Genomic DNA, 19,662 nt, shown 5'->3' with positions numbered 1-19,662 from the left:
AGGTCCGCCCCGTCTTCACTGGGTCATGCGGGTCAAGGGAGGCTCAGAAACGGTCCGGGGCACGCTCCGGGAGCGGAGAACCGGGGAGCACGTCCCGCTTCTGGTTCTCCCGTGCCTCCGCGTTCGAGCCGGCCGTCGCCTCGCAGGTCACGTCCTTCGCCGGGAGCTTTCCGGTGAGCAGGTAGCCGTTGACCGCGCCGTCCGAGCAGGCGTTTCCGTTCGGGTAGACGCCGTGGCCCTCGCCGCCGAGGACGGTGACCATCCTCGAGCCCTTCAGGTCGGCGTGCAGGGCCTGACCGCTGGGCAGCGGGGTCTGCGAGTCCCACTCGTTCTGGACGACCAGGGAGCCGACCTTGTTGTTCACCCTGGTCGCCGGTTCCACGGACTTGTCCCAGAACGCACAGGGTTTGATGCTGGACGCGAAGTCACCGAAGAGCGGGTAACGGCGCTTGTCCTTGATGGCGTCCCGTCGATAGCTCTCAGGATCCCGGGACCACGCGGCCGAGTTGTCTCCGCACACCACGGCCCAGAAGCTCGCCATCGAGTTGTCGGACGGGACCTCGGCGCCACCGCCGGCGGCGCCTGCCGTCCCGGTCCCCACGGAGCCGGCGAACACCGCGAGCTTCTTCGCCGAGGCGGGCTTGCCGGCCGCGGCCTTCTTCAGCTCCACCATCGCCTCGGAGGCGAACTCCGGGGAGAAGACCGCCCCGCGCATACCGATCCGGATGTCATCAGCGGTGATCGGCTGCCCGTCCACCTCGATGGGCTTCTTCTCGGCCCGCGCGACCAGGTCCCAGAAGGTCCGGTCGACCTTCTTCGGGGTGTCACCGAGACCGTACTTCTCCGAACGCTCGGCGGCCCACCCGGTCCACCGGTCGAACGCGGGCTCCGCGCCCTCCGCCCACCACTGGATCATCCCTCGCCAGGCGCGCGCCGGTTCGACCGCGCTGTCCAGCACGAACCGGTCGGCCCGGCGCGGGAAGAGCTGGGTGTAGACGGCGCCCAGGTAGGTGCCGTACGAGTAACCCAGGTACGAGATCTTCTTCTCACCGAGGATCGTCCGGATCAGATCCATGTCACGCGCGGTGTTGCGCGTGGTGATGTGCCGGAGCGTGCCGCCCGCCTTCTTCTCGCACTTGTTCGCGACGCCGCGTGCCCAGGCGACATCCTTGGCGAACGTCTCCTTCTTGTAGGGCCGCAGCCAGTTCTCCTCCTTCGGCTTCAGACCGCAGGAGACCGGGCTGCTCCGTCCCACACCGCGCGGGTCGAAGCCGATGAGGTCGTACTTCCGCTGTGCGGCCTTGGGAAGCAACTCCTGGATCCCCAGCGGCATGTAGAGCCCCGAGCCCCCGGGGCCGCCGGGGTTGGAGAACAGGACACCGCGGCGCTTGTCGGGCGCGGTGCTCTTGAGCCGGGATATGGCCAGGTCGATCCGCTTGCCGCCGGGGGCCCGGTAGTCCAGCGGGACCTTGATGGTGGCGCACTGGAACTTCGCCGGGGCGTCGGCGTCGCACCGCTTCCACTTCGGCTTCTGCTTCACATACCGGTCCAGCGCGCCCTCGGCGGCGGACGAGGAGGCGGTCGAGCGGGAGACGGTCGACGGGGAGGCCGCCGGAGCGGCGGTGGCCGTCGAGGTGGCGAGCGCGGGAGCCAGCGTTGCCGTGACACTCACGGCTAACAGGGGCACGAGACGTCGTCTGCGCACGAAATCGATCCTTCCGGTCACACGTTCGGACAGGAAAGATCATTCAGGAAGCGGCCATGCATGCGGATCCCTCGCCGGGCCGCGCCTCCCTCCACCCTGGGAATGACACAACAGCGGCGGGTGATACCTGAGTTGTAGGAGAACCGGCCCCGGGCGGTGTTCTCAAGAACGCGGAGAGACCGGCATCAGCGTCGCGACTCGACCAGGGCCTCGACGCCGTCGAGCACCCGGTCGAGCCCGAAGTCGAAGTCGGTGTCGCCCTCGTCCCCGTGCTCGAACACGCCCGAACCGAGGAGCCTCGCGATGGCGGATGGCGGGGTACCGCTCGGCGCAGCCTGTGGGAGCCACGCCGAGGGCGGCGCCGGCTTGGTGTGCGGGAATTCCGGGGGCCTCGGTGGGGGCCTCGGGGCTGCCGTTCAGGAGGCGGACCGCGTGAGACACGACGCCCACACCGCCGCGTCCCCGCCTGTGCGGGACCGGCCGGCGGCGGGGTCGTCACGGCCGTTGACCGGTCTCGTCCACGACCCCCCGTCGCAGGACCGCCACGGACGAGACGAGGTCGCCGACGTCGAGGACCTCGCAGTCGTCGTCCGGTGTGTCGAGGTTGATCGAGTTCAGGGCCAGGAAGTCCAACGTCTTTGTGTCGAACAGCAGTTCATGGCGGGAGCGGCTCTGGGCGAAGTCACCGGGATACGCCCCTTCGATCCCCACGGACATCCCGGTCCGCCCCGCCGCGTCCTCGGAACCCCGTTCCACGGTCAGCCCGGGAATCCGCGCGACGGCCCGGTACAGCGCGGCCTCGGCCTTCGACGGCAGAAGCTGCCCGCTCAGCAGCGCCGCGGCCTTGTCGAAGGCGTCCCGGTCGGCGGACGCCTTGCCGGACGGCCTCTCGCCGGACTTCAGCCCGTACAGATAGCGGTACATCTTCTCGGTGTCGGTGGGCAGCTCGTCCTCCGCCTCCCGGAAGAAGTTGACCTGGTCCTTGCCGGGCAGCTGCTCGGCGAGGGGCTGGTTCGTCACCTTGTCGTCGCCCTCGTACAGCCGGGACAGCCCGGCACGCCGCCCGTCGACCGACGCCCAGATCTCGCGCACGCCGTAAGGGTGCCCTTCCAGGGTCATGGCACAGTTCACGGTCGGCAGTGCGCCGTCCGCCTTCCAGTGGTAGTCCTCCTGCTCGGTGTAGACGAACTGGTCGTCCCTGACCGGGGGCAGGGTCCGCTTCCCGGCCGCCGCCGCGATCCGCTCCAGCAGCGCGGTCGCGCTCTCGTCGCTCGGGATCCCGCCGCGTCGGCCGGTCGCGCTGTCCGCGCCCTGCTTCGGCGGCGTGGTGGCGTTCTGGGCCACGGTGGAGCCGACCACCACGGCGACGGTCAGCGCGGCGGCGACGGCGGGCGCCACAAAGGCGGGCCGCCGCCAGAACTGTCGCACGGACGGGCCGTTGCCCTCGGTGTCCTCGGTGTCCTCGGTGTCCTCGGCCCTACGTGCGCTCGCCGCGTGCTCCGCGCCACTGTCGATCTCACGCATCAGGTGCTCCCTCAGAACGCGTCGGCGGCCCGGCGGGAGGTCCCGGTCCTCGGCAGGCGGGATGCCCGGGGAGGACGGAACTTCTTGGGGGGACGGGTTGTCGTTCACGGGTTCCCCTCCTGGATGGGCCCGGCCACGGAGGTGTGGCCGCCTCTTGTCTGTCCGCGCCCGCGGCCTGGTTCCCCGTCCCGCACTTGCGCGGCAAGCTTGGCGCGGGCCCGGGAGAGCCGGGAGCGTACGGTGCCGACGGGGACACCGAGGGCCTCGGCGGCGGCGGCGTAGTCGAGGCCGCCCCAGGCACACAGGGCGAGCACCTCGCGCTCGGGGCGCCGCAGCCGGTCCACCGCCGCGCGTACGGCCCGCAGATACGCCCGGTCGTCGAGGTTCCCGGCGACCTCGTCGGCGAAGTCCCGCTCGGACTCGGGCCTCGGCAGCCGCGCGACGGCGGCGGCATGGCGCCGGGCGGCCCGGCGGGTGTTGCGGGCCACGTTGGTGGCGATGCCGAGCAGCCACGGGCGCGGCGAGCCGCCCTCCGCGTCCAGTTTGCCGCGCAGCCGCCACGCCTCCAGGAAGGTCAGCGACACGATGTCCTCGGCCGTCGACCAGTCCCCCGTCAGCCGGAAGGCATGGTTGTAGACGGACCGCGCGTACGCGTCGAAGACCTCCCCGAAGGCCCCCGCGTCCCCGTCCCTGATCCGCGCGCGCAGCGCACTCCGGTCCCCCGTGCCCCCGTCATTTGTCTCCACGTACTCCCACTGTCCGTACACCGAAGGCCGGTTCCCGTGACTCACGTCACAAGGGAACCGGCCTTCGGTGTACGGAAGTCGTACGGGGCGGCCGCGCGGAAACCGAACCGTCAGGCTCCGCCTCCGACGGAGTGCAGCACGGCCAGGCCCACGTCCGCGTAGGAGTGCTTGCCGCTGACGAAGATGTTGACGCCGTAGTAGTTGAACAGCCAGCAGGCGAAGGCGACGATCGCGATGTACGCGGCCTTGCGGCCCTTCCAGCCGGCCGTGGCGCGGGCGTGCAGGTAGCAGGCGTAGGCGACCCAGGTGATGAACGACCAGGTCTCCTTGGGGTCCCAGCCCCAGTAACGGCCCCACGCGTCGCCCGCCCAGATGGCGCCCGCGATGATCGTGAACGTCCACAGCGGGAAGACGGCGGCGTTGACCCGGTACGAGAACTTGTCCAGGGAGGCCGAGGCGGGCAACCGCTCCATGACGGAGGTCGCGAACCGGCCGGGCCGGCCGCCGCTCGCGAGCTTGCTCTCGTAGGAGTCCTTGAACAGGTACAGGATCGTGCCGACCGCGCCCACGTAGAAGACCGCGCCGCAGAAGATCGCGGTGGAGACGTGGATGTACAGCCAGTACGAGTGGAGCGCGGGAACCAACTGGTCACTGGCGGTGTACAAGACAGTGACGGCAAGACCGAGATCGAGGAGGACCGTCGTGATGAGCGGAAGCCCGAGCCAGCGGACGTTCTTCTTCAGCGCGAGCAGCGAGAGGTACACGCCGACGGCCACGGTGGAGAAGGTGATGTTGAACTCGTACATGTTGCCCCACGGCGCCCGCTGCACCGAGAGGGCCCGCGTGAGCACCCCGCCGAATTCGACGAGGAAGGCGAGCGCGGTGAGGGACACGGCGATACGGCCGTAGAGGTCGCCCTGCTCGTCCCCGCCGTGCGCGCCGGGTCCGTCCGGCACGTCCCGGGCACCGGCGGCGGCCCGCACGACCACCTTCGGCCGCTCCAGCACACCGGTCCCACCGGCCGTCTTCACGGTCACCGCGGGCGCGTCCGCCGTCTTCGCCGCACCGGCACCGGCGGTGAGCGCGGCGGCCGTACGACCCACCTTGCTCCGGCTCCCGAAGAGCCATTCGGCGATGTACGCGAAGAAGGCCAGGGTGTACACGGCCATCGCCGAGTAGATCAGGGTGTTGCTGATGTTCGCGAGGTTTTCGTTGGTGGCGGCGGCGAGAATCACCTCAGCACTCCTTCGAGTGAATATCCCGGCAACTTGCGGCCGGGCGTTGAGGTCTGGCGGGAAGCTTGCGGTCGTGTTACCGGGCTGGTTTCAACCCGGCTGGCGTTCATCGTGGAAGACCTGGAGGGCCGCCGGCCCGCTGGGCGGCGTGAGCCAGGAATCTCCCTGGATCTGCGAGGGAGAGGATTCATTTCTCAGCCCCTTCGGATGATGCGGCGTCGGAGCCGGACACACCGTCCGGCTCCGCCTCCGGGGCGTCGGACGCCCCCGGCACCTGGTCATACAGAACACTCGCGAGCTCACCCAGCTCCTCCGGCACCTTCGCCGACTCACTGCGACCCAGCCCGGCCATCTCCACGACGGTCACCCCGTCCGGACCGACCACCGCCCGCACCCACACCCGCCGACGCTGGATGAACAGGGACCCGGCAAGACCGAAGATCGCGGTGATCGCTCCGGCGAGGGCCCACCCGCTGCCGGGCTGCTGGGTGATCTGGAAGCCGGCCCACTCCTTGACCCCGTCGAAGGTGATCGTGCCCGCACCGTTCGGCAGCGTCATGGACTCTCCGATCTTCAGGTTCTCCCGCACCTGCGCGCCCTTGGAGTCCTTGAACCCCTTCAGCTTGGACTTGTCGAGCTGGTACACGCTCTGCGGGATGCCCCCGTTGACCCGGAGATCACCGTGGTACGGCTCCAGGTTGAGCACGGGGTTCAGCAGCGCGGGGAACTGCGAGACCACGGCGGTGTTCTTGCCGCCGTACGTCGGGAGGAAGAAGGCCTGGATGCCGAGCTGGTCCCACTTCCCCTTGGCGTCGGTGTAACCGTCCATGACCTTGATCGCACCGGTGGAGGTGACATTGGCGTCCAGCGGCAGCAGCGGCGCCGCGTCCTGGAAGACGACCTTGCCCCTGCCGTCCTTGATGGTGATCACGGGGGCGTACCCGTGGCTGACGAGATAGACCTTCGAGTCGCCGATCTCCAACGGCTTGTTGACCTCGATCCTGGTCGACCGCTCCTTGCCGTCGGCGCCGACGGCGTAGTCGACGGAGGCCTCGTAGATACGTGGCGTGCCCCTGTTCGGGCCGCTCGTCTCGTAGGTGCCCCGGAAGCTCTTGAGGTCGAAGCTGAACGGGTTGAGGTCCTCGGCGGTGAAGAGGTTGCCGGACTTGAAGTCGTCGTACTGCGTGAGGGTGTTGGCGAAACCGTCGCCCTCGACGATCAGCTTGTTGCCCTCGGACCGGTAGAGCTGGCCCCAGGCGAAGGCGACGAGCATCACGATCAGGGCGATGTGGAAGGCGAGGTTGCCCGCCTCCCGCAGATAGCCCTTCTCGGCTGCGACCGCGTCCCCGGCGACGTGCGCACGGAACCGGCGCTGCTTCAGCGCCTTCAGCGCGGCCTCGCGCACCTGCTCCGGCGCGGCGTCCGTGCGCCAGGTCGCGTACGCGGGCAGCCGGGTCAGGCGCTTGGGCGCGCCCGGCGGACGACCGCGGAGCTGGCCGACGAACTGCCCGGTGCGGGGCACGATGCAGCCGATGAGCGAGACGAAGAGCAGGATGTAGATCGCCGAGAACCACACCGAGCCGTAGACGTGGAACAGCCCGAGTTTCTCGTAGACCGGCCCGAGCGTGTCGTGCCGCTTCATGAAGTCGGCGACCCGGGCCGCGTCCTGCCCCGACTGTGGGATCAGCGAGCCGGGGATCGCCGCCAGCGACAGCATGAACAGCAGCAGCAGCGCGACCCGCATGGACGTCAGCTGCCGCCAGAACCAGCGGGCCCAGCCGATCACGCCCAGGGACGGCAGGTTGGGGGCTTCTTCCTGCGGGGCGGTCGAGAGCTGCGAGCCGGCGGCGCCGAGATCGTTGTCGTCGGCGGCGCTCCCGCGCTGAGCAGGGGTGTTCTCGCGGTTGCCGGAGTCGGTCGTCGTCATTGGCTCAGATCCCAGGGGTGAAGCCGGCGGTCCAGACCTGCATCTCCTGAATGATGCGGTCCCAGGCGCCGGTCAGCATGAGCAGTCCGATCGTGATCATCATGCCGCCGCCGATGCGCAGCACCCACACGTAGTGCCGCTTGACCCAGGCGAAGGCGCCGAGCGCCTTGCGGAAGGCCACCGCGGCGAGCACGAAGGGCAGGCCCAGCCCCAGACAGTACGCCACCATCAGCAGGGCCCCGCGACCGGCGCTGGCCTGGTCGAGAGCGAGGATGTTGACCGTGGCGAGGGTCGGTCCGATGCAGGGCACCCAGCCGATACCGAAGAGCGCGCCGAGTATCGGGGCACCCACGAGCCCGGTGGCCGGCCGGGTGTGGAAGCGGTACTCCCGCTGGGTCAGCCAGGGCATCAGCCCCATGAAGAAGAGACCCATGGCGATCATGAGCCCGCCGAGCACCTTGGTCAGGACGTCCTGGTGCTCCAGCAGGGTCCGGCCGAAGTACCCGAAGAGCGCGCCGCTGGAGACGAACACGAAGGTGAAGCCGAGGACGAACAGCCCGGCCCCGGCCGCCATCCGCCCCTTGCGGGCGTCGGCCAGATCGGTGCCGCCGACTCCGGTGACGTACGACAGATAGCCGGGAACGAGCGGCAGGACGCAGGGCGAGAAGAAGGAGACGAGCCCGCCGAGGACGGCGATGGGCAGCGCGAGCAGCAGGGCCCCGTCAGTGAGGGTCGAGTTGACGTCGGCGGCGGTCGTGGTCAGTGCGGTGGTCGCGGTCAGCACGGACGTCCCGGCCACGTCACTTCTCCGCGAGGATCGGCTTGAGCATCTTGCGCAGCTTCTCCTCGCTGAGCGCCTGCTGGGTGCGCGCGGCGAGCTTCCCGTCGCGGTCGACGACCAGTGTGGAAGGGATCAGCTGAGGGTTGAGCGAGCCCTTCTCGAAACGCAGCAGCAGCTTGCCGGTGGGGTCGTACAGGCTCGGGTAGTCGACCTTGTACTGCTCCTCGAAGGCGACCGCCGGCCGGGTGCTGGTGTCCCGTGTGTTGATACCGACGAACTGCACGCCCTGGTCGGCGAGGTCCTCGGAGACCTTGGCCAGGTTGGGTGCCTCGGCACGGCACGGTGCGCACCAGGAGCCCCACACGTTCAGGACGATGATCTTGCCCTTGTAGGCGGAGGAGACATCGAGCTGGTCGCCGTCGATGGTCTTGCCGGAGAGCGCGGGCGCATCGTCCCGGTCCTCCTTCTTCACCGTCGCGATCCCGTCGGAACCGGTGATGAACCCGGTCCCACCGCCCCCGCCCTCGATGCCACCGCCCGCGCAGGCGGACAGCGACAGCGCCAGGGCGGCGGCCCCGGCAGAGAGCAAAACGGCACGACCACGGCTCGTACGGACACTCATGTGAAAAGTTTCGCATGCCCGTTTCGAGGGCTTACGGCGGGGTCAGACGGCACCGTAAGGCGAGGTCAGGCGGCCTGATGCGGCGAGGTCGGCCGACCGGAGCGGCGAGGTCACGCGGTCGGACCGGCCCCCAGCAGTTCCTTCCACCCACCCGTCGGCTGCTGCCCCACCCCGAGGGTCTGGAGCTTGGCCAGGACGTCCGGCGTCTGGACGTCCATCCAGTCCACGAACTGCCGGAAGGACACGATCCGTATCTCCCCGTCCGGCGCCTTCTCCTTGGCCCGCGCGATGTGCTTGAGGGCCTCCTCGACGGCGTCCATGTACACCCCGCCGTTCCACTCCTCGAAGTGGTTCCCTATGAACAGCGGCGCCCGGTTCGTCTCGTACGCGCGCTGGAAGCCGGCGACGTACGCGCCGGTCGCCTGGGTGCGGTAGGCCGGGTAGTTGGCGGGCGGGGCCTGGGTGGAGTTCTGCGACTGGTTGTACATGATGTTGTAGTCCATCGAGAGGACCTCGAAGCTGCGGCCGGGGAACGGTACGGACTGCAGCGGCAGGTCCCAGATGCCCTCCTTCTTCTTGGGCCAGACCTGGAGGCCGCCGGGCGAGGAGGAGTCGTAGCGCCAGCCCAGCTCGCGCGCGGTGGGCAGCAGGTTCTCCTGCCCCATCAGACACGGCGTCCGCCCGCCGATGAGTTCCTTGTCGTAGTCGAACGGCAGCGGCTCGACATCCGTCCACCCGCTGTTGGTCTTCCACTCCTTGACGAACGACTTCGCCTGGTCGATCTCGCTGCGCCACTGCTTCGGCGTCCAGTTCCCGACCGAGCCGCTGCCACCGCAGAAGTGACCGTTGAAGTGGGTGCCCATCTCGTGCCCGTCGAGCCACGCCGTGCGCACATGCCCCAGTGTCGACTTGATGTGTTCATCCGTCAGATAACCGATGTCGGAGGCGCCGGGGGCGTTGTTCGGAGGAAGGTACGTGCGCTTTTTCGACTCCGGGAGGAGATAGATGCCGGAGAGGAAGAACGTCATATGGGCGTCGTGTTCCCTCCCGGCCTTCAGGAACCGCTCGAAAAGGCCGTTCCCGACATCCCCGGCCCCGTCCCAGGAGAACACCACGAACTGCGGCGGCGTCTCGCCGGGCGCCAACGGCTGCGGCTTCTTGGGCTGGTTCGGCTGCTTCCCCGTGTACGACGTCGACCCGTCACCCAGCAGCTTCACCCTCTTCTCCGGCTTCCCGCCCTTCCCCGGGCCCTTGCCGCCACCACCGGACCCACCGGCCTCGCCCGGCTTGCCCCCGAGCCCCGTACCGCACCCGGTCAGCCCCAGCCCCGCGACCGCACCCGCACCGACGCCGAGCCCGAGCATCCCCCTCCGCGATATTTCGCGCATTGCGTCCCCCTTGGTCATTCCACGTACCAGTTCACGTGAAGCACACCGCTTTAGAGGCATGAAAGGACGCGAAGGTTCCCATTGATCTCCGACAAGCGCAAATCTTTACGAGCGCGGAGAACTGCACAGACCTTCCGGCCGACACGGAAAACTCTGCGGGCCTTCGGAGGCACGGGGAACCGCGGGTCTTTCGGGGGCGCCGGGGCCAACGGGTCGTTCAGGTTCACCAGGAACCCCCGGGCGTCGCCGAGGCACGGTGGCCGGGGGTCCGTCAGGAGCACCGCGAAGGACTACAGGTCGCTGCGGGCCGCGGGGCCGAGGGGCCCCTCAGGAACACGCGCAACCGCAGACCCTTCAGAGCCCCGGGGCCAAGGAGCCCCTCAGGAACACCGGGAACCGCAGACCCTTCAAAGCCCCGGGGCCAAGGAGCCCCTCAGGAACACCGGGAACCGCAGACCCTTCAAAGCCCCGGGGCCAAGGAGCCCCTCAGGAACACCGGGAACCGCAGACCCTTCAGGGGCGCGGGGAACTGCGCGAGCAACCACGACCGGCCCGCACTTCCCCGACGGCCTCAGCCCACCCTCACCCGGCTCGACAGCCTCAGCCCACCCTCACCCGGCCCGACGGCCTCAGCCCACCCTCACCCGGCCCGACCCAGCGGAGCGCTCACGCTCCGAAGGCCTTGTCCTTGCCCTTGACCGGCTTGGCCCCGGCCAACAGATGCGGCGGCACCAGATCACGCGCCGGCTCGCTGTAGCCGACGGACACGATCCTGTCCCCCTGGTACGTGAACGTGGTCAGGGAGGCGAGGGTGCACTGCCGCCGGCGCGGATCGTGCCAGAGGCGCCGCTTCTCGACGTACGACCGCACGATCCAGATCGGCAGCTGGTGCGAGACCAGCACGGCCTCGTGCCCGCGCGCCGCGTCCTTCGCCGCGTCGAGCGCCCCCATCATCCGGACGACCTGCTCGACGTACGGCTCACCCCACGACGGCTTGAAGGGGTTGACGAGGTGCTTCCAGTTCTCCGGCCGCTTCAGCGCGCCGTCGCCGACGCCGAAGGTCTTGCCCTGGAAGACGTTGCCCGCCTCGATGAGCCGCCCGTCGGTGGCGAGGTCGAGCCCGTGCGCCTTGGCGATCGGCGTCGCCGTCTCCTGCGCCCGCTCCAGCGGGGAGGCGCCGACGTGCGTGACGTCCCGGGACGCCAGATGCTCGGCGACCCGGTCGGCCATACGGCGGCCGAGGTCGGAGAGGTGGTACCCGTCGAGGCGCCCGTAGAGAATCCCGTCCGGGTTGGCGACCTCGCCGTGCCGCATCAGGTGGACGACCGTGATGTCACTCATGCTGCCGAAGCCTCCGCTGCTGCCCGCGCCGCCGCCGGAAGGGCGTCGGCGATCCGCTGAACCGCCCGATCGTCGTGCGCGGTCGACACGAACCACGACTCGAACGACGACGGCGGCAAATAGACGCCCTGCGACAGCATCGAGTGGAAGAAGGCGTTGAAGCGGTACGACTCCTGCGCCTTGGCCTCCTCGTAGTTCCGCACGGGCGTGTCCGTGAAGAACACGGAGAACATGTTGGAGGCGTTCTGCACCGTGTGCGCGACGCCTTCCTTGGTGAGCGCGTCCGAGACGAGCCCCTGGATCCGCCGCGACACGGTGTCGACGACGTCGTACGCCGCGTCGTCGAGCAGCCGCAGCTGCGCGAGCCCGGCGGCCGTCGCGACCGGGTTTCCGGACAGCGTGCCGGCCTGGTAGACGGGCCCGGCGGGCGCGAGGTACGCCATCACGTCGGCGCGGCCCCCGAAGGCGGCGGCGGGGAAGCCACCGCCCATGACCTTGCCGAAGGTCATGAGGTCCGGGACGACCCCGTCGATCCCGAACCAGCCGGCCCTGCTGGTCCGGAACCCGGTCATGACCTCGTCGGAGACGAAGAGCGCGCCGTTCTCGGCGCAGGCGTCCCTGAGGCCCTGGTTGAAGCCCGGCAGCGGCGGTACGACGCCCATGTTGCCCGGGGAGGCCTCGGTGATGACGCAGGCGATCTCGCCGGGGTGGGCGGCGAAGGCGGCCCGCACGGCGTCGAGGTCGTTGTAGGGCAGCACGATGGTGTCGCCGGCCTGGGCGCCGGTGACGCCCGGGGTGTCGGGGAGGGCGAAGGTGGCGACTCCCGACCCGGCGGCGGCGAGCAGCGAGTCGACGTGACCGTGGTAACACCCGGCGAACTTCACCACCTTGGCGCGGCCGGTGAAGCCGCGGGCGAGCCGGATCGCGGACATGGTGGCCTCGGTCCCGCTGGACACGAGCCGCACCTGCTCCAGCGGCCCGATCCGGTCCACCATCTCCTCGGCGAGCGCGACCTCGCCCTCACCGGGCGTACCGAAGGAGGTGCCGCGCGAGACGGCCTCCTGGACGGCTGCGATCACCTCGGGACGGGAGTGCCCAAGGATCATGGGACCCCACGAACACACAAGATCTACATACTCGCGACCGTCGGCGTCCGTCAGATAGGGACCGGTACCGGACACCATGAACCGGGGCGTACCACCCACGGCGCGGAAGGCGCGCACGGGAGAGTTCACGCCGCCGGGCGTGACGGCCGCCGCGCGCTCGAAGAGAGTCTGCGAAACTGGGGCTTCGTACGGATAGCTCACACAGGCCATGGTGTCAGAGGCTCCGAAGATCCTGCCGACTGGTGTTTGCGCTCACGTTTCGGCGGGCGGTCGCGGGGGAGGTCACTGACACGATGATCGGGTTGCGCGGCGGGGGTCACGCGGCCCAGAAATGCGTTCGGGTGGAGATATGCATCGCGGTGGCGGACTGGGCGAGGGGACCGGTGACCTCGGTCCTCGTCGTGCCCGGCGGGGCAGGCACCGACGCGAGGCGGAGGAGGCCGCGGAGACCCGGCAGGAGCGGAGCGGGTCGACCGACCGGGCCGGTTCGTCGGACCGCGGGGCGCCCACGGAGCGGAGCGCGCCGGGCGAACTGAGCGGGTCGGCGGGGCCGGGACCGCAGGGGTCGTCGCCAGGCCCGCAAGCGGCGCCGCCGGCGCTGCCTCCGGTACCACCCGTGCCACCGACCCCACCGACCCCACCGGTACCACCCGCGCCTCCGGCGTCGCCGGGGTCACAGCCCCCGCACGCCCCGCAGGGTCAGCCGGGCGTGTACGGTCCGCAGAGTGCACACGGCACACACGAATCGGACGGTCCGCGAGGCGACGCCGACCGTACTGACCACGCCGACCGTACGGAAGCGGGTACCGGCCGGTCCGAGACCGGTGACAACCGCGTCCAGAGCGGCTCCGACCGGGTCCCGTCCAATGGCTCCGACCGGATCCAGAGCGCTGGGCCTGAGCGGATCGGGCGGCGCAGCCGTATGGACGGTATGGACCGTATGGATCGTGCCGATCATGTGGATCGTGTCAATCGTGTGGACGGAATGGATCAGACGGACCGGATGGACCGGCCTGACCTGGTGGATCGCAGGAGTCGCGCGGAGCGCAGGAGCCGTGCGGACCGCAAGGACCGTCCGGACCGCATCGAGAGTGCGGACCGCGCGGACCGTGTGGAGGGCCTGGACCATGTGGTCAACCGGCTCCGGGCGGGGAGCAGGAATGGTGGCCGGGTGGGGGTGACGTACAAATACTTCGGCGCGCCCGACGGCGCGACCGCGGCCCGTGTCCCGATCTCGATGCGCCCCGAGGAGCTCGGCGGCGACGAACTCGGCATGAACGGCATGTTCACCAAGATCAAGCCGGAGACGATGGCCGCGATGGTGCTGACCGGCATCGAAGGCGTCCCCCTCCACAAGGTGCCCCCGCTCGAACTGGTCGTCCTCCACCCCGACTACGCCGTCGTGAAGCTCCCGATGACGGTCGTCGACCCCCTCAGAGGCATCGGCGAGGAAGCGGTCGGCGCGGCCGCCTTCATCTGGTCGACGGTCCCGGACCGCGGCGGCCCTCGCGACGCCTTCAACGTCTACCAACTCCTCCACGAATGGCAGGACTTCAGCCACCGCCTGCACGAGGCGGGGCATCAGCCGTACTGCCTGGTCTGGCCCTGATCCGGGGCTTCATGGTGTTCGGGCGGGGCTTTCGGGCTCCGCCCTCGTCATGAGCGGGGAGGGGCCGTCAGGCGGCCGGGGCGTGTTGAGGGCACTACGCGCGACTCCTCCTCGGCCGGGCGCTGCCGGACGCGGACCGGGAACTGCTGACCGACTGGCTGATCGCCAACACCACCAACGTCGAGCGCTTCCGCGCGGGTCTTCCGGCCGACTGGACGCTCGCGGACAAGACCGGCGGCGGGTCGCAGTACGGGGTCGCCAACGACGTCGGCGTCGTCTGGCCGTCCCTCCGCCCGCCCCTCGTCCTGTCCGTCCTGACGACCAAGCACGCCCCCGAAGGCCCCTCGGACAACCCGCTGGTGGCCAAGGTGGCGGGGCTGGTGGCAAAGGCACTCACGGCACGATGAGCACACGGCCCCGCGCCCCTGAAGGGCACGGGGAACTGCGCGAGCAACCCCCACCGGGCGGCTGACGACCGCCACGGGGATGCTCAGCCACCGCTGGGCATCCCCATGTCCGACAGCACCCCGGTCACCACTGGCCCCGAGCCCCCTCCGGGCCGCAGCATGAGCGGCATGAGCAATGTGAACGACAGCGGTACGGGCACAGGCGGCACAGGCGGCACCGGCAGCACCGGCAGCACCGGCAGCACCGGCAGCACCGGCAGCGTGCGTATCTCACGGCGGGCCCGGGCCGTCGCCCCCTTCTACGCCATGGAGTTCGCCAAGCAGGCCGCCGCGCTGTCCGCCCAGGGCCACGACGTCGTCAAACTCAGCCTCGGGGAACCGGACTTCGGCGCTCCCCCGGCCGTCGTGGCGGCGATGCGGGAGGTCATGGACGGGCGGCCGATGACGTACACGGCGGCCCTCGGACTGCCGGCCCTGCGGGAGGCCATCGCGGGGTTCTACGGCGAGCAGCACGGCGTCGAGGTCGATCCGGGCCGGATCGTCGTCACCGCCGGCGCCTCGGCAGCGCTCGTGCTGGCCACCGCCGCGCTCGTCGACCCCGGTGACGAGGTGCTCATCGGCGACCCCTCCTACCCCTGCAACCGGCAGATCGTCGAGAGCTTCGGCGCCGAGGTCACCCTCGTCCCCACCACCGCCGCGAGCCGGTTCCAGCTGGACGTCGCGGCGGTACGGGCGCACTGGACGGACCGTACGCGCGGCGTGATGGTGGCCACGCCGTCCAACCCCACGGGCACCTCCGTCCCCGCCGACGAGCTGGAGGCCCTCTGCGACCTCGCCCGCGAGCGCGACGCGTGGCGCCTCGTCGACGAGATCTACCTCGACCTGGGCGACCACGACGAGCGGGGCCGGCCGCCGCGCAGCGCGCTGTCGTACGACCCCGGGGCCGTCGTCATCAACAGCTTCTCGAAGTACTTCGGCATGACCGGCTGGCGGCTCGGCTGGTGCGTCGTCCCCGAGCCCCTCGTACCGGCCCTGGAACGCCTCGCCCAGAACTACTTCCTCTGCGCCTCCGCCCCCGCCCAGCACGCCGCCCTCGCCTGCTTCACCCCCGAGTCGCTGGCGGTCTGCGAGGCCCGCCGGGTGGAGTTCGGCGAGCGGCGCGCACTCGTCCTGAACGGGCTGGCGCGGATCGGGCTGCCGGTCCCGGTGCCGCCCGACGGGGCGTTCTACGTCTACTTCGACGTCAGCGGGACCGGTCTCACGTCCTGGCAGTTCTGCGAGCGGGCCCTGCGGGAGGCGCACGTCGCACTCACCCCCGGCCGGGACTTCGGCACGCACACCGCCGACACCCACGTCCGCCTCTCCTACGCGGCCTCGGCGGACGAACTGCGCGAGGGGATCGCCCGGTTGGGAAAGTTCATGACCACGCTGCGGTGAGCCGCGACGCCCGGCCGCAGCCCCTGGTCAAGAGGGGCGACCCGGTGGGCACGCAGGTCGTGGACGCACGGATGCCCGCGGCGGCCGGCTCACCGTCGGAGCAACCGAGGCTGCGATCACGCCGGCGAGACCCAGAAGCACCCACCGCCGCTCCCGCATCGACCGCGCCACTGCTCCCGCATCGACCGGCGCTCCGGCGCTTCCGCAGGCTGTCGATGCATGCCATGTGAGGCGCCGGGCCGGCCGGTGGACTGCAAACGGTCGGCCCGGCGGCGGACGTGGAGCCGAGGGGACGCCCGGCGCCGCATATCTTGGCGTCCATGCAGTCCTACACAATCGGTCAGGCCGCGCGGCTGCTCGGGGTCAGCCCCGACACCGCGCGGCGATGGGCGGACGCGGGCCGGGTGGCGACACGGCGCGACGAGAACGGGCGGCGGCTCATCGACGGGACGGACCTCGCGGCGTTCTCCGTGGAGCTGGCCTCGGACACCACCGACGAGGCCGATGCCCCGTACACATCGGCCCGCAACGCCTTCCCCGGCATCGTCACCGCGGTGAAGCTCGGTGACGTGGCGGCCCAGGTCGAGATCCAGGCGGGCCCGCACCGCCTGGTCTCACTGCTCACCCGGGAGGCCGTGGAGGAACTGGGCCTGGAGGTCGGCATGGAGGCCACGGCCCGGGTGAAGTCCACGAACGTACACATCGACCGAACCTGAACGGGCCCTCCCGCGGTGGCGCACGGTGGCCTCACCACTCGGGAGCCAGCGCCTCCGCCAACCGGGAGACGGCTGCCGGATCCGGCAGCCTCCCCAGCATCCTCACGACCTCCGCGCTCGCGAACTGCCGCTGCGACGCGGTCACGTTCGGGTCGATCGCGCACTCGGCCTGCACCCGCACATAGTTCAGGTCCGTCGCGAAGAGCAGGGAGAACGACTCCACCCCCTTGATGACCGCGCGCCCCCCGGCATCCAGATAGCCCCGCACCAACCGCCGGGCGGAATCAGCACAGAAGTCGTCACCGCCGGCCCACACATGGACGGCATGGGCGAGTTCGCGCTCCGCCGACACGGGCCCGGCGTTGTCCCAGTCGAGGAGGACCGGCCCGGACCGCCCCACCAGTACGTTCTGCGGCCGCATGTCGAGATGGGAGGTCACGACGTCACCGCCCCCGGACGGGGTGACGTACCGCGCCAACTCCACCGCCGAGGTGGCGGCGAACCGCTCCAGCGCGTCCGCCCACGGCACCCCGGCCGTCCGGACCCCCTCGCACAACTCCGCCCAGTCGGTCTCCTTGGGACACCGCTCGTACCAGTCGTTCGGTGTCTCCGTCGTCCCCTCCCCGGCCCGGTGCAGAAGAGCGAGCGTCCGCCCGCACCACCCCAGAAGCTCCGGATCGGCCGGGTCCGCCTCGCTCCCGTCGACCCAGTCGTACAGCTTCACGTACGACCCGCCCATATGGTCCGGCAGCCGCGACACGTACGCCCCGTCACGGTCCGCGAACAACCGTGGCGCCGATATCCCCAGTTCCTCGGCCGCGTTCCGTAGCGCGGCCTCCCGCCCCACCTGCCCCTCGTCGCACCCGAACAGCAGCTCCTTCACCGCCCACGACCCGCCGCCACCGCCACCGGCCCCACCAGCGGCCCCACCAGCGGCCCCGGCCCCGGCCGACAGTCTCCAGATCTGCCCCAGCGCACCCCGGGCGACGGGCACCATGTCCCACGCCCCGCCACCGAGGGAGTACACGTCCGCGACAAAGCCGGCCCTGCTCCGCATGAGTCACCTTCCGCTCGCCCCGCTGAATCCCCCGGCATGTAATACGCGGGGGACCACCGGACACAAACGGGTTTGTACGTCGGCGCGCTCACCCGAAGTCCCGCACCGTCACCTCGACATGGATCCGCTCGGCGCCGCCAGGTCGAACCACACCGCCTTGCCGTCGGGGTGGACGAGGCCGCCGCTGTTCGGGACGGCGGCGGTTCCCCAGTGGCCCTCGGTGAGGGCGTCCACGAGGTAGAGGCCGCGGCCGCCCTCCTCCCACCCGCCCGGGGTCAACTCCCTTATGACCGGCGGGTTCTCGTCACCGTCGTAGACGATCACCCGGACCCGCCAGGCCTCCACCGCCAGCCAGAGAACCGATCCTCCACCCTTGGCGTGCACACAGGCGTTCGTGACCAGTTCGGATGTGCACAGGGCGGCCGCGTCCACGAGGGTGTCGAGGCCGAGGGCCCGCAGGACCGTGGCGACGAAGTCGCGGGCGATCTGCGGGGAGATGTCGAGGGGCGGGCAGAAGAGGGTGTACGTCGTCGCCGCGGGCGAAAGCCAGGAGGTGGCGCTGGGGATTGGGGCGGGGAGAGTCTGGGCAGTTTCGGTCATATGTGATCAACTCCATTGCGACGAAGAGGGATTGCTCGGGTCCCTACCGCGTCGGCGGCTCCTCCTCGGGTGTCGACGGCCCGGGGTGCGCTTTCAACTGGCGGTACGCAGGGGTGGATTACGGACGGCTGCGGATTGCTGCGGACGGCTCCGGGCGGACGTGTGGATGAACGGCGAGGGAGGTCTGAGTACGAGGCTGATGGCGAGTGCTGGATACGAGGCCGAGTGCGAGGCGAGATGCAGGCAGAATGCATATGAGTAATCATGTGAGCACTCTCCGTGAGCGCAGGACTGACCGTAGTCGGCGTGTTCGCGCCGCCGCAATGGGGTCGGTGGAAGTACTACGAAAGCGCGTCGCCGAGCCCCGGCAGCCCCGGCCCGACCCTCACCCCGAGTGGCCCGCGGCGCGGCCGGGCCGCCGTGTGATGATGGGCGGCGCGCACCCGTAGGGGACGGGCGGCGCTCCCACGGGGAACGGGAACAGAACGGGTACGGGGACGGAACTGTCATGACCAGTCGGTTGCTCATGTCGTACAACACGCAGGCCAAGCGGGCCGGGGTGCCGGCCCGGGAGCCGGCGGGCGTGGTCGGGTCCACGCGGGCCACGGCGATCCTGGACCACGACGACCCACTGGTCGGGGCGGTCGCACGCCGGGTGCTGAGCGAGGCGACGCCGCGTGACGCGCTGCGGGCCGCGCACCGGATCATCGCGCGGGACGTACGCCCGGTGTACTCGGTCGAGGACCGCCGCCGCGTGTCGCGGACGCTGCGGCTGGGGCGCGGCTCGTGCAGTCAGCGGATGGCGGCGCTGGAGGCGGTCGCTCGGGCCGTGCGCGTACGGACGCGGGTGCGGGGGCTGCTGGTGGACGGGGCCTTCTGGTATCCGCGGTTCCCGCGGCTGAAGCCGTTCGTGCCGGAGCAGGTCCTGCTGGCCTGGCCGGAGTTCAGGATCAGCGGCGCGTGGGTCCCGGTCGGCGAACTCTTCGACGCCCCCGACCCCGGCGGCGACGGCTTCGCCAACAAGGGCGGCGAAACCCTCTTCGACGCGATCGCCCGTACCGGCGTCCAGTGGGGCACCTGCGGGACGGCCCCCGGCATCGCCTGCGACCTCTCCGCCCAAGTGGTCGCCGACCTGGGCCACTTCGACGACCGCGACGAACTCTTCGCACGCCACGGTCAGACCCTCTGCCGAACGGCCCGCACCCTCACCGAACCGGTACTCGGCCGCTGGAGCGCGGGAGCGACCCGCCGCACCGCCTGACGGGCAACACACCCGAGCCCGGCCCGGCCGCCGGCCACGGGGCCTTCACCACCAAGGGCGGCACGGAGGTCAGGTGCGCCACCGCTCGAACACCTGGCGCTGGACCTGCCTCTGATCGGACCGGCCCGCCACGCCGGTCCTCCACCCATCACCCCCACCCATCACCCCCACCGACCACCTCCACCGGCCGCCCTCGCCGG

16 protein-coding genes and 1 pseudogene are annotated in these 19,662 nt (G+C 70.5%); 5 read left to right on the top strand and 12 right to left on the bottom strand.

Going from position 1 to position 19,662, the window contains the following annotated elements; all coding sequences use genetic code 11:
• Positions 1-43: 43 nt before the first annotated feature.
• The 10 genes from OG858_RS27195 to hemL form a co-directional block, all read right to left on the bottom strand.
• Positions 44-1,705 (bottom strand): alpha/beta hydrolase, encoded by a 1,662-nt coding sequence (locus OG858_RS27195; protein ID WP_328544333.1) that lies wholly within the window; start codon positions 1,703-1,705, stop codon positions 44-46.
• 495 nt (positions 1,706-2,200) lie between these two features.
• On the bottom strand, positions 2,201-3,337 hold the full coding sequence (locus OG858_RS27190; protein ID WP_319066381.1) for a CU044_5270 family protein: 1,137 nt from the start codon (positions 3,335-3,337) through the stop codon (positions 2,201-2,203).
• Complete coding sequence (locus OG858_RS27185; RefSeq protein ID WP_086746095.1) at positions 3,334-3,936, bottom strand: RNA polymerase sigma factor; 603 nt, start codon at positions 3,934-3,936, stop codon at positions 3,334-3,336. The genes OG858_RS27190 and OG858_RS27185 overlap by 4 nt, the downstream gene beginning before the upstream one ends.
• 149 nt (positions 3,937-4,085) lie before the next feature.
• On the bottom strand, positions 4,086-5,210 hold the full coding sequence (gene ccsB, locus OG858_RS27180; protein WP_086746091.1) for a c-type cytochrome biogenesis protein CcsB: 1,125 nt from the start codon (positions 5,208-5,210) through the stop codon (positions 4,086-4,088).
• A gap of 187 nt (positions 5,211-5,397) precedes the next feature.
• Positions 5,398-7,137 (bottom strand): cytochrome c biogenesis protein ResB, encoded by a 1,740-nt coding sequence (resB, locus tag OG858_RS27175; RefSeq protein WP_327744796.1) that lies wholly within the window; start codon positions 7,135-7,137, stop codon positions 5,398-5,400.
• A gap of 4 nt (positions 7,138-7,141) precedes the next feature.
• The gene (locus tag OG858_RS27170) at positions 7,142-7,936 is read right to left on the bottom strand and encodes a cytochrome c biogenesis CcdA family protein (protein ID WP_327744795.1); all 795 of its coding nucleotides are present in this window, start codon (positions 7,934-7,936) and stop codon (positions 7,142-7,144) included.
• A 1-nt stretch (position 7,937) separates the two neighbouring features.
• On the bottom strand, positions 7,938-8,540 hold the full coding sequence (locus OG858_RS27165; protein ID WP_327744794.1) for a TlpA family protein disulfide reductase: 603 nt from the start codon (positions 8,538-8,540) through the stop codon (positions 7,938-7,940).
• Between the two features lie 110 nt (positions 8,541-8,650).
• Complete coding sequence (locus tag OG858_RS27160; protein ID WP_319066382.1) at positions 8,651-9,928, bottom strand: polysaccharide deacetylase family protein; 1,278 nt, start codon at positions 9,926-9,928, stop codon at positions 8,651-8,653.
• Between the two features lie 666 nt (positions 9,929-10,594).
• Positions 10,595-11,269, bottom strand: a complete 675-nt coding sequence (locus tag OG858_RS27155; RefSeq protein WP_086754541.1) for a histidine phosphatase family protein — start codon at positions 11,267-11,269, stop codon at positions 10,595-10,597.
• Positions 11,266-12,585: a glutamate-1-semialdehyde 2,1-aminomutase gene (gene hemL / locus OG858_RS27150; protein WP_319066383.1), complete on the bottom strand. Its 1,320-nt coding sequence runs from the start codon at positions 12,583-12,585 to the stop codon at positions 11,266-11,268. The genes OG858_RS27155 and hemL overlap by 4 nt, the downstream gene beginning before the upstream one ends.
• Positions 12,586-13,546: 961 nt before the next feature.
• On the opposite strand from hemL, the gene OG858_RS27145 reads away from it, so the two are divergent.
• From OG858_RS27145 to OG858_RS27130, 4 genes and pseudogenes are all read left to right on the top strand, one after another.
• On the top strand, positions 13,547-13,984 hold the full coding sequence (locus OG858_RS27145; protein ID WP_003974483.1) for a hypothetical protein: 438 nt from the start codon (positions 13,547-13,549) through the stop codon (positions 13,982-13,984).
• A gap of 95 nt (positions 13,985-14,079) precedes the next feature.
• Positions 14,080-14,391: pseudogene (locus OG858_RS27140) on the top strand (serine hydrolase); the annotation flags it as partial.
• 168 nt (positions 14,392-14,559) lie between these two features.
• A complete protein-coding gene (locus tag OG858_RS27135; protein ID WP_328544334.1) occupies positions 14,560-15,828 on the top strand; it encodes a pyridoxal phosphate-dependent aminotransferase in 1,269 nt (422 codons plus the stop codon).
• Positions 15,829-16,148: 320 nt separating this feature from the next.
• Positions 16,149-16,544: a TOBE domain-containing protein gene (locus OG858_RS27130; protein WP_046709707.1), complete on the top strand. Its 396-nt coding sequence runs from the start codon at positions 16,149-16,151 to the stop codon at positions 16,542-16,544.
• Positions 16,545-16,575: 31 nt separating this feature from the next.
• On the opposite strand, the gene OG858_RS27125 is transcribed toward OG858_RS27130, so the two are convergent.
• Both OG858_RS27125 and OG858_RS27120 read right to left on the bottom strand, forming a co-directional pair.
• The gene (locus OG858_RS27125; protein WP_328544335.1) at positions 16,576-17,601 is read right to left on the bottom strand and encodes a phosphotransferase enzyme family protein; all 1,026 of its coding nucleotides are present in this window, start codon (positions 17,599-17,601) and stop codon (positions 16,576-16,578) included.
• 108 nt (positions 17,602-17,709) lie between these two features.
• Entirely contained in the window at positions 17,710-18,201 is a 492-nt protein-coding gene (locus OG858_RS27120; RefSeq protein WP_319066388.1) for an ATP-binding protein, read from the bottom strand.
• 508 nt (positions 18,202-18,709) lie between these two features.
• Between OG858_RS27120 and OG858_RS27115 the strand changes: the two genes are divergently transcribed.
• Entirely contained in the window at positions 18,710-19,462 is a 753-nt protein-coding gene (locus tag OG858_RS27115; RefSeq protein ID WP_319066390.1) for a transglutaminase domain-containing protein, read from the top strand.
• Positions 19,463-19,662 lie beyond the last annotated feature (200 nt).

Source organism: Streptomyces europaeiscabiei (assembly GCF_036346855.1).
Classification (GTDB): domain Bacteria; phylum Actinomycetota; class Actinomycetes; order Streptomycetales; family Streptomycetaceae; genus Streptomyces; species Streptomyces europaeiscabiei.
This window is presented reverse-complemented; position numbering and strand designations above follow the sequence as displayed.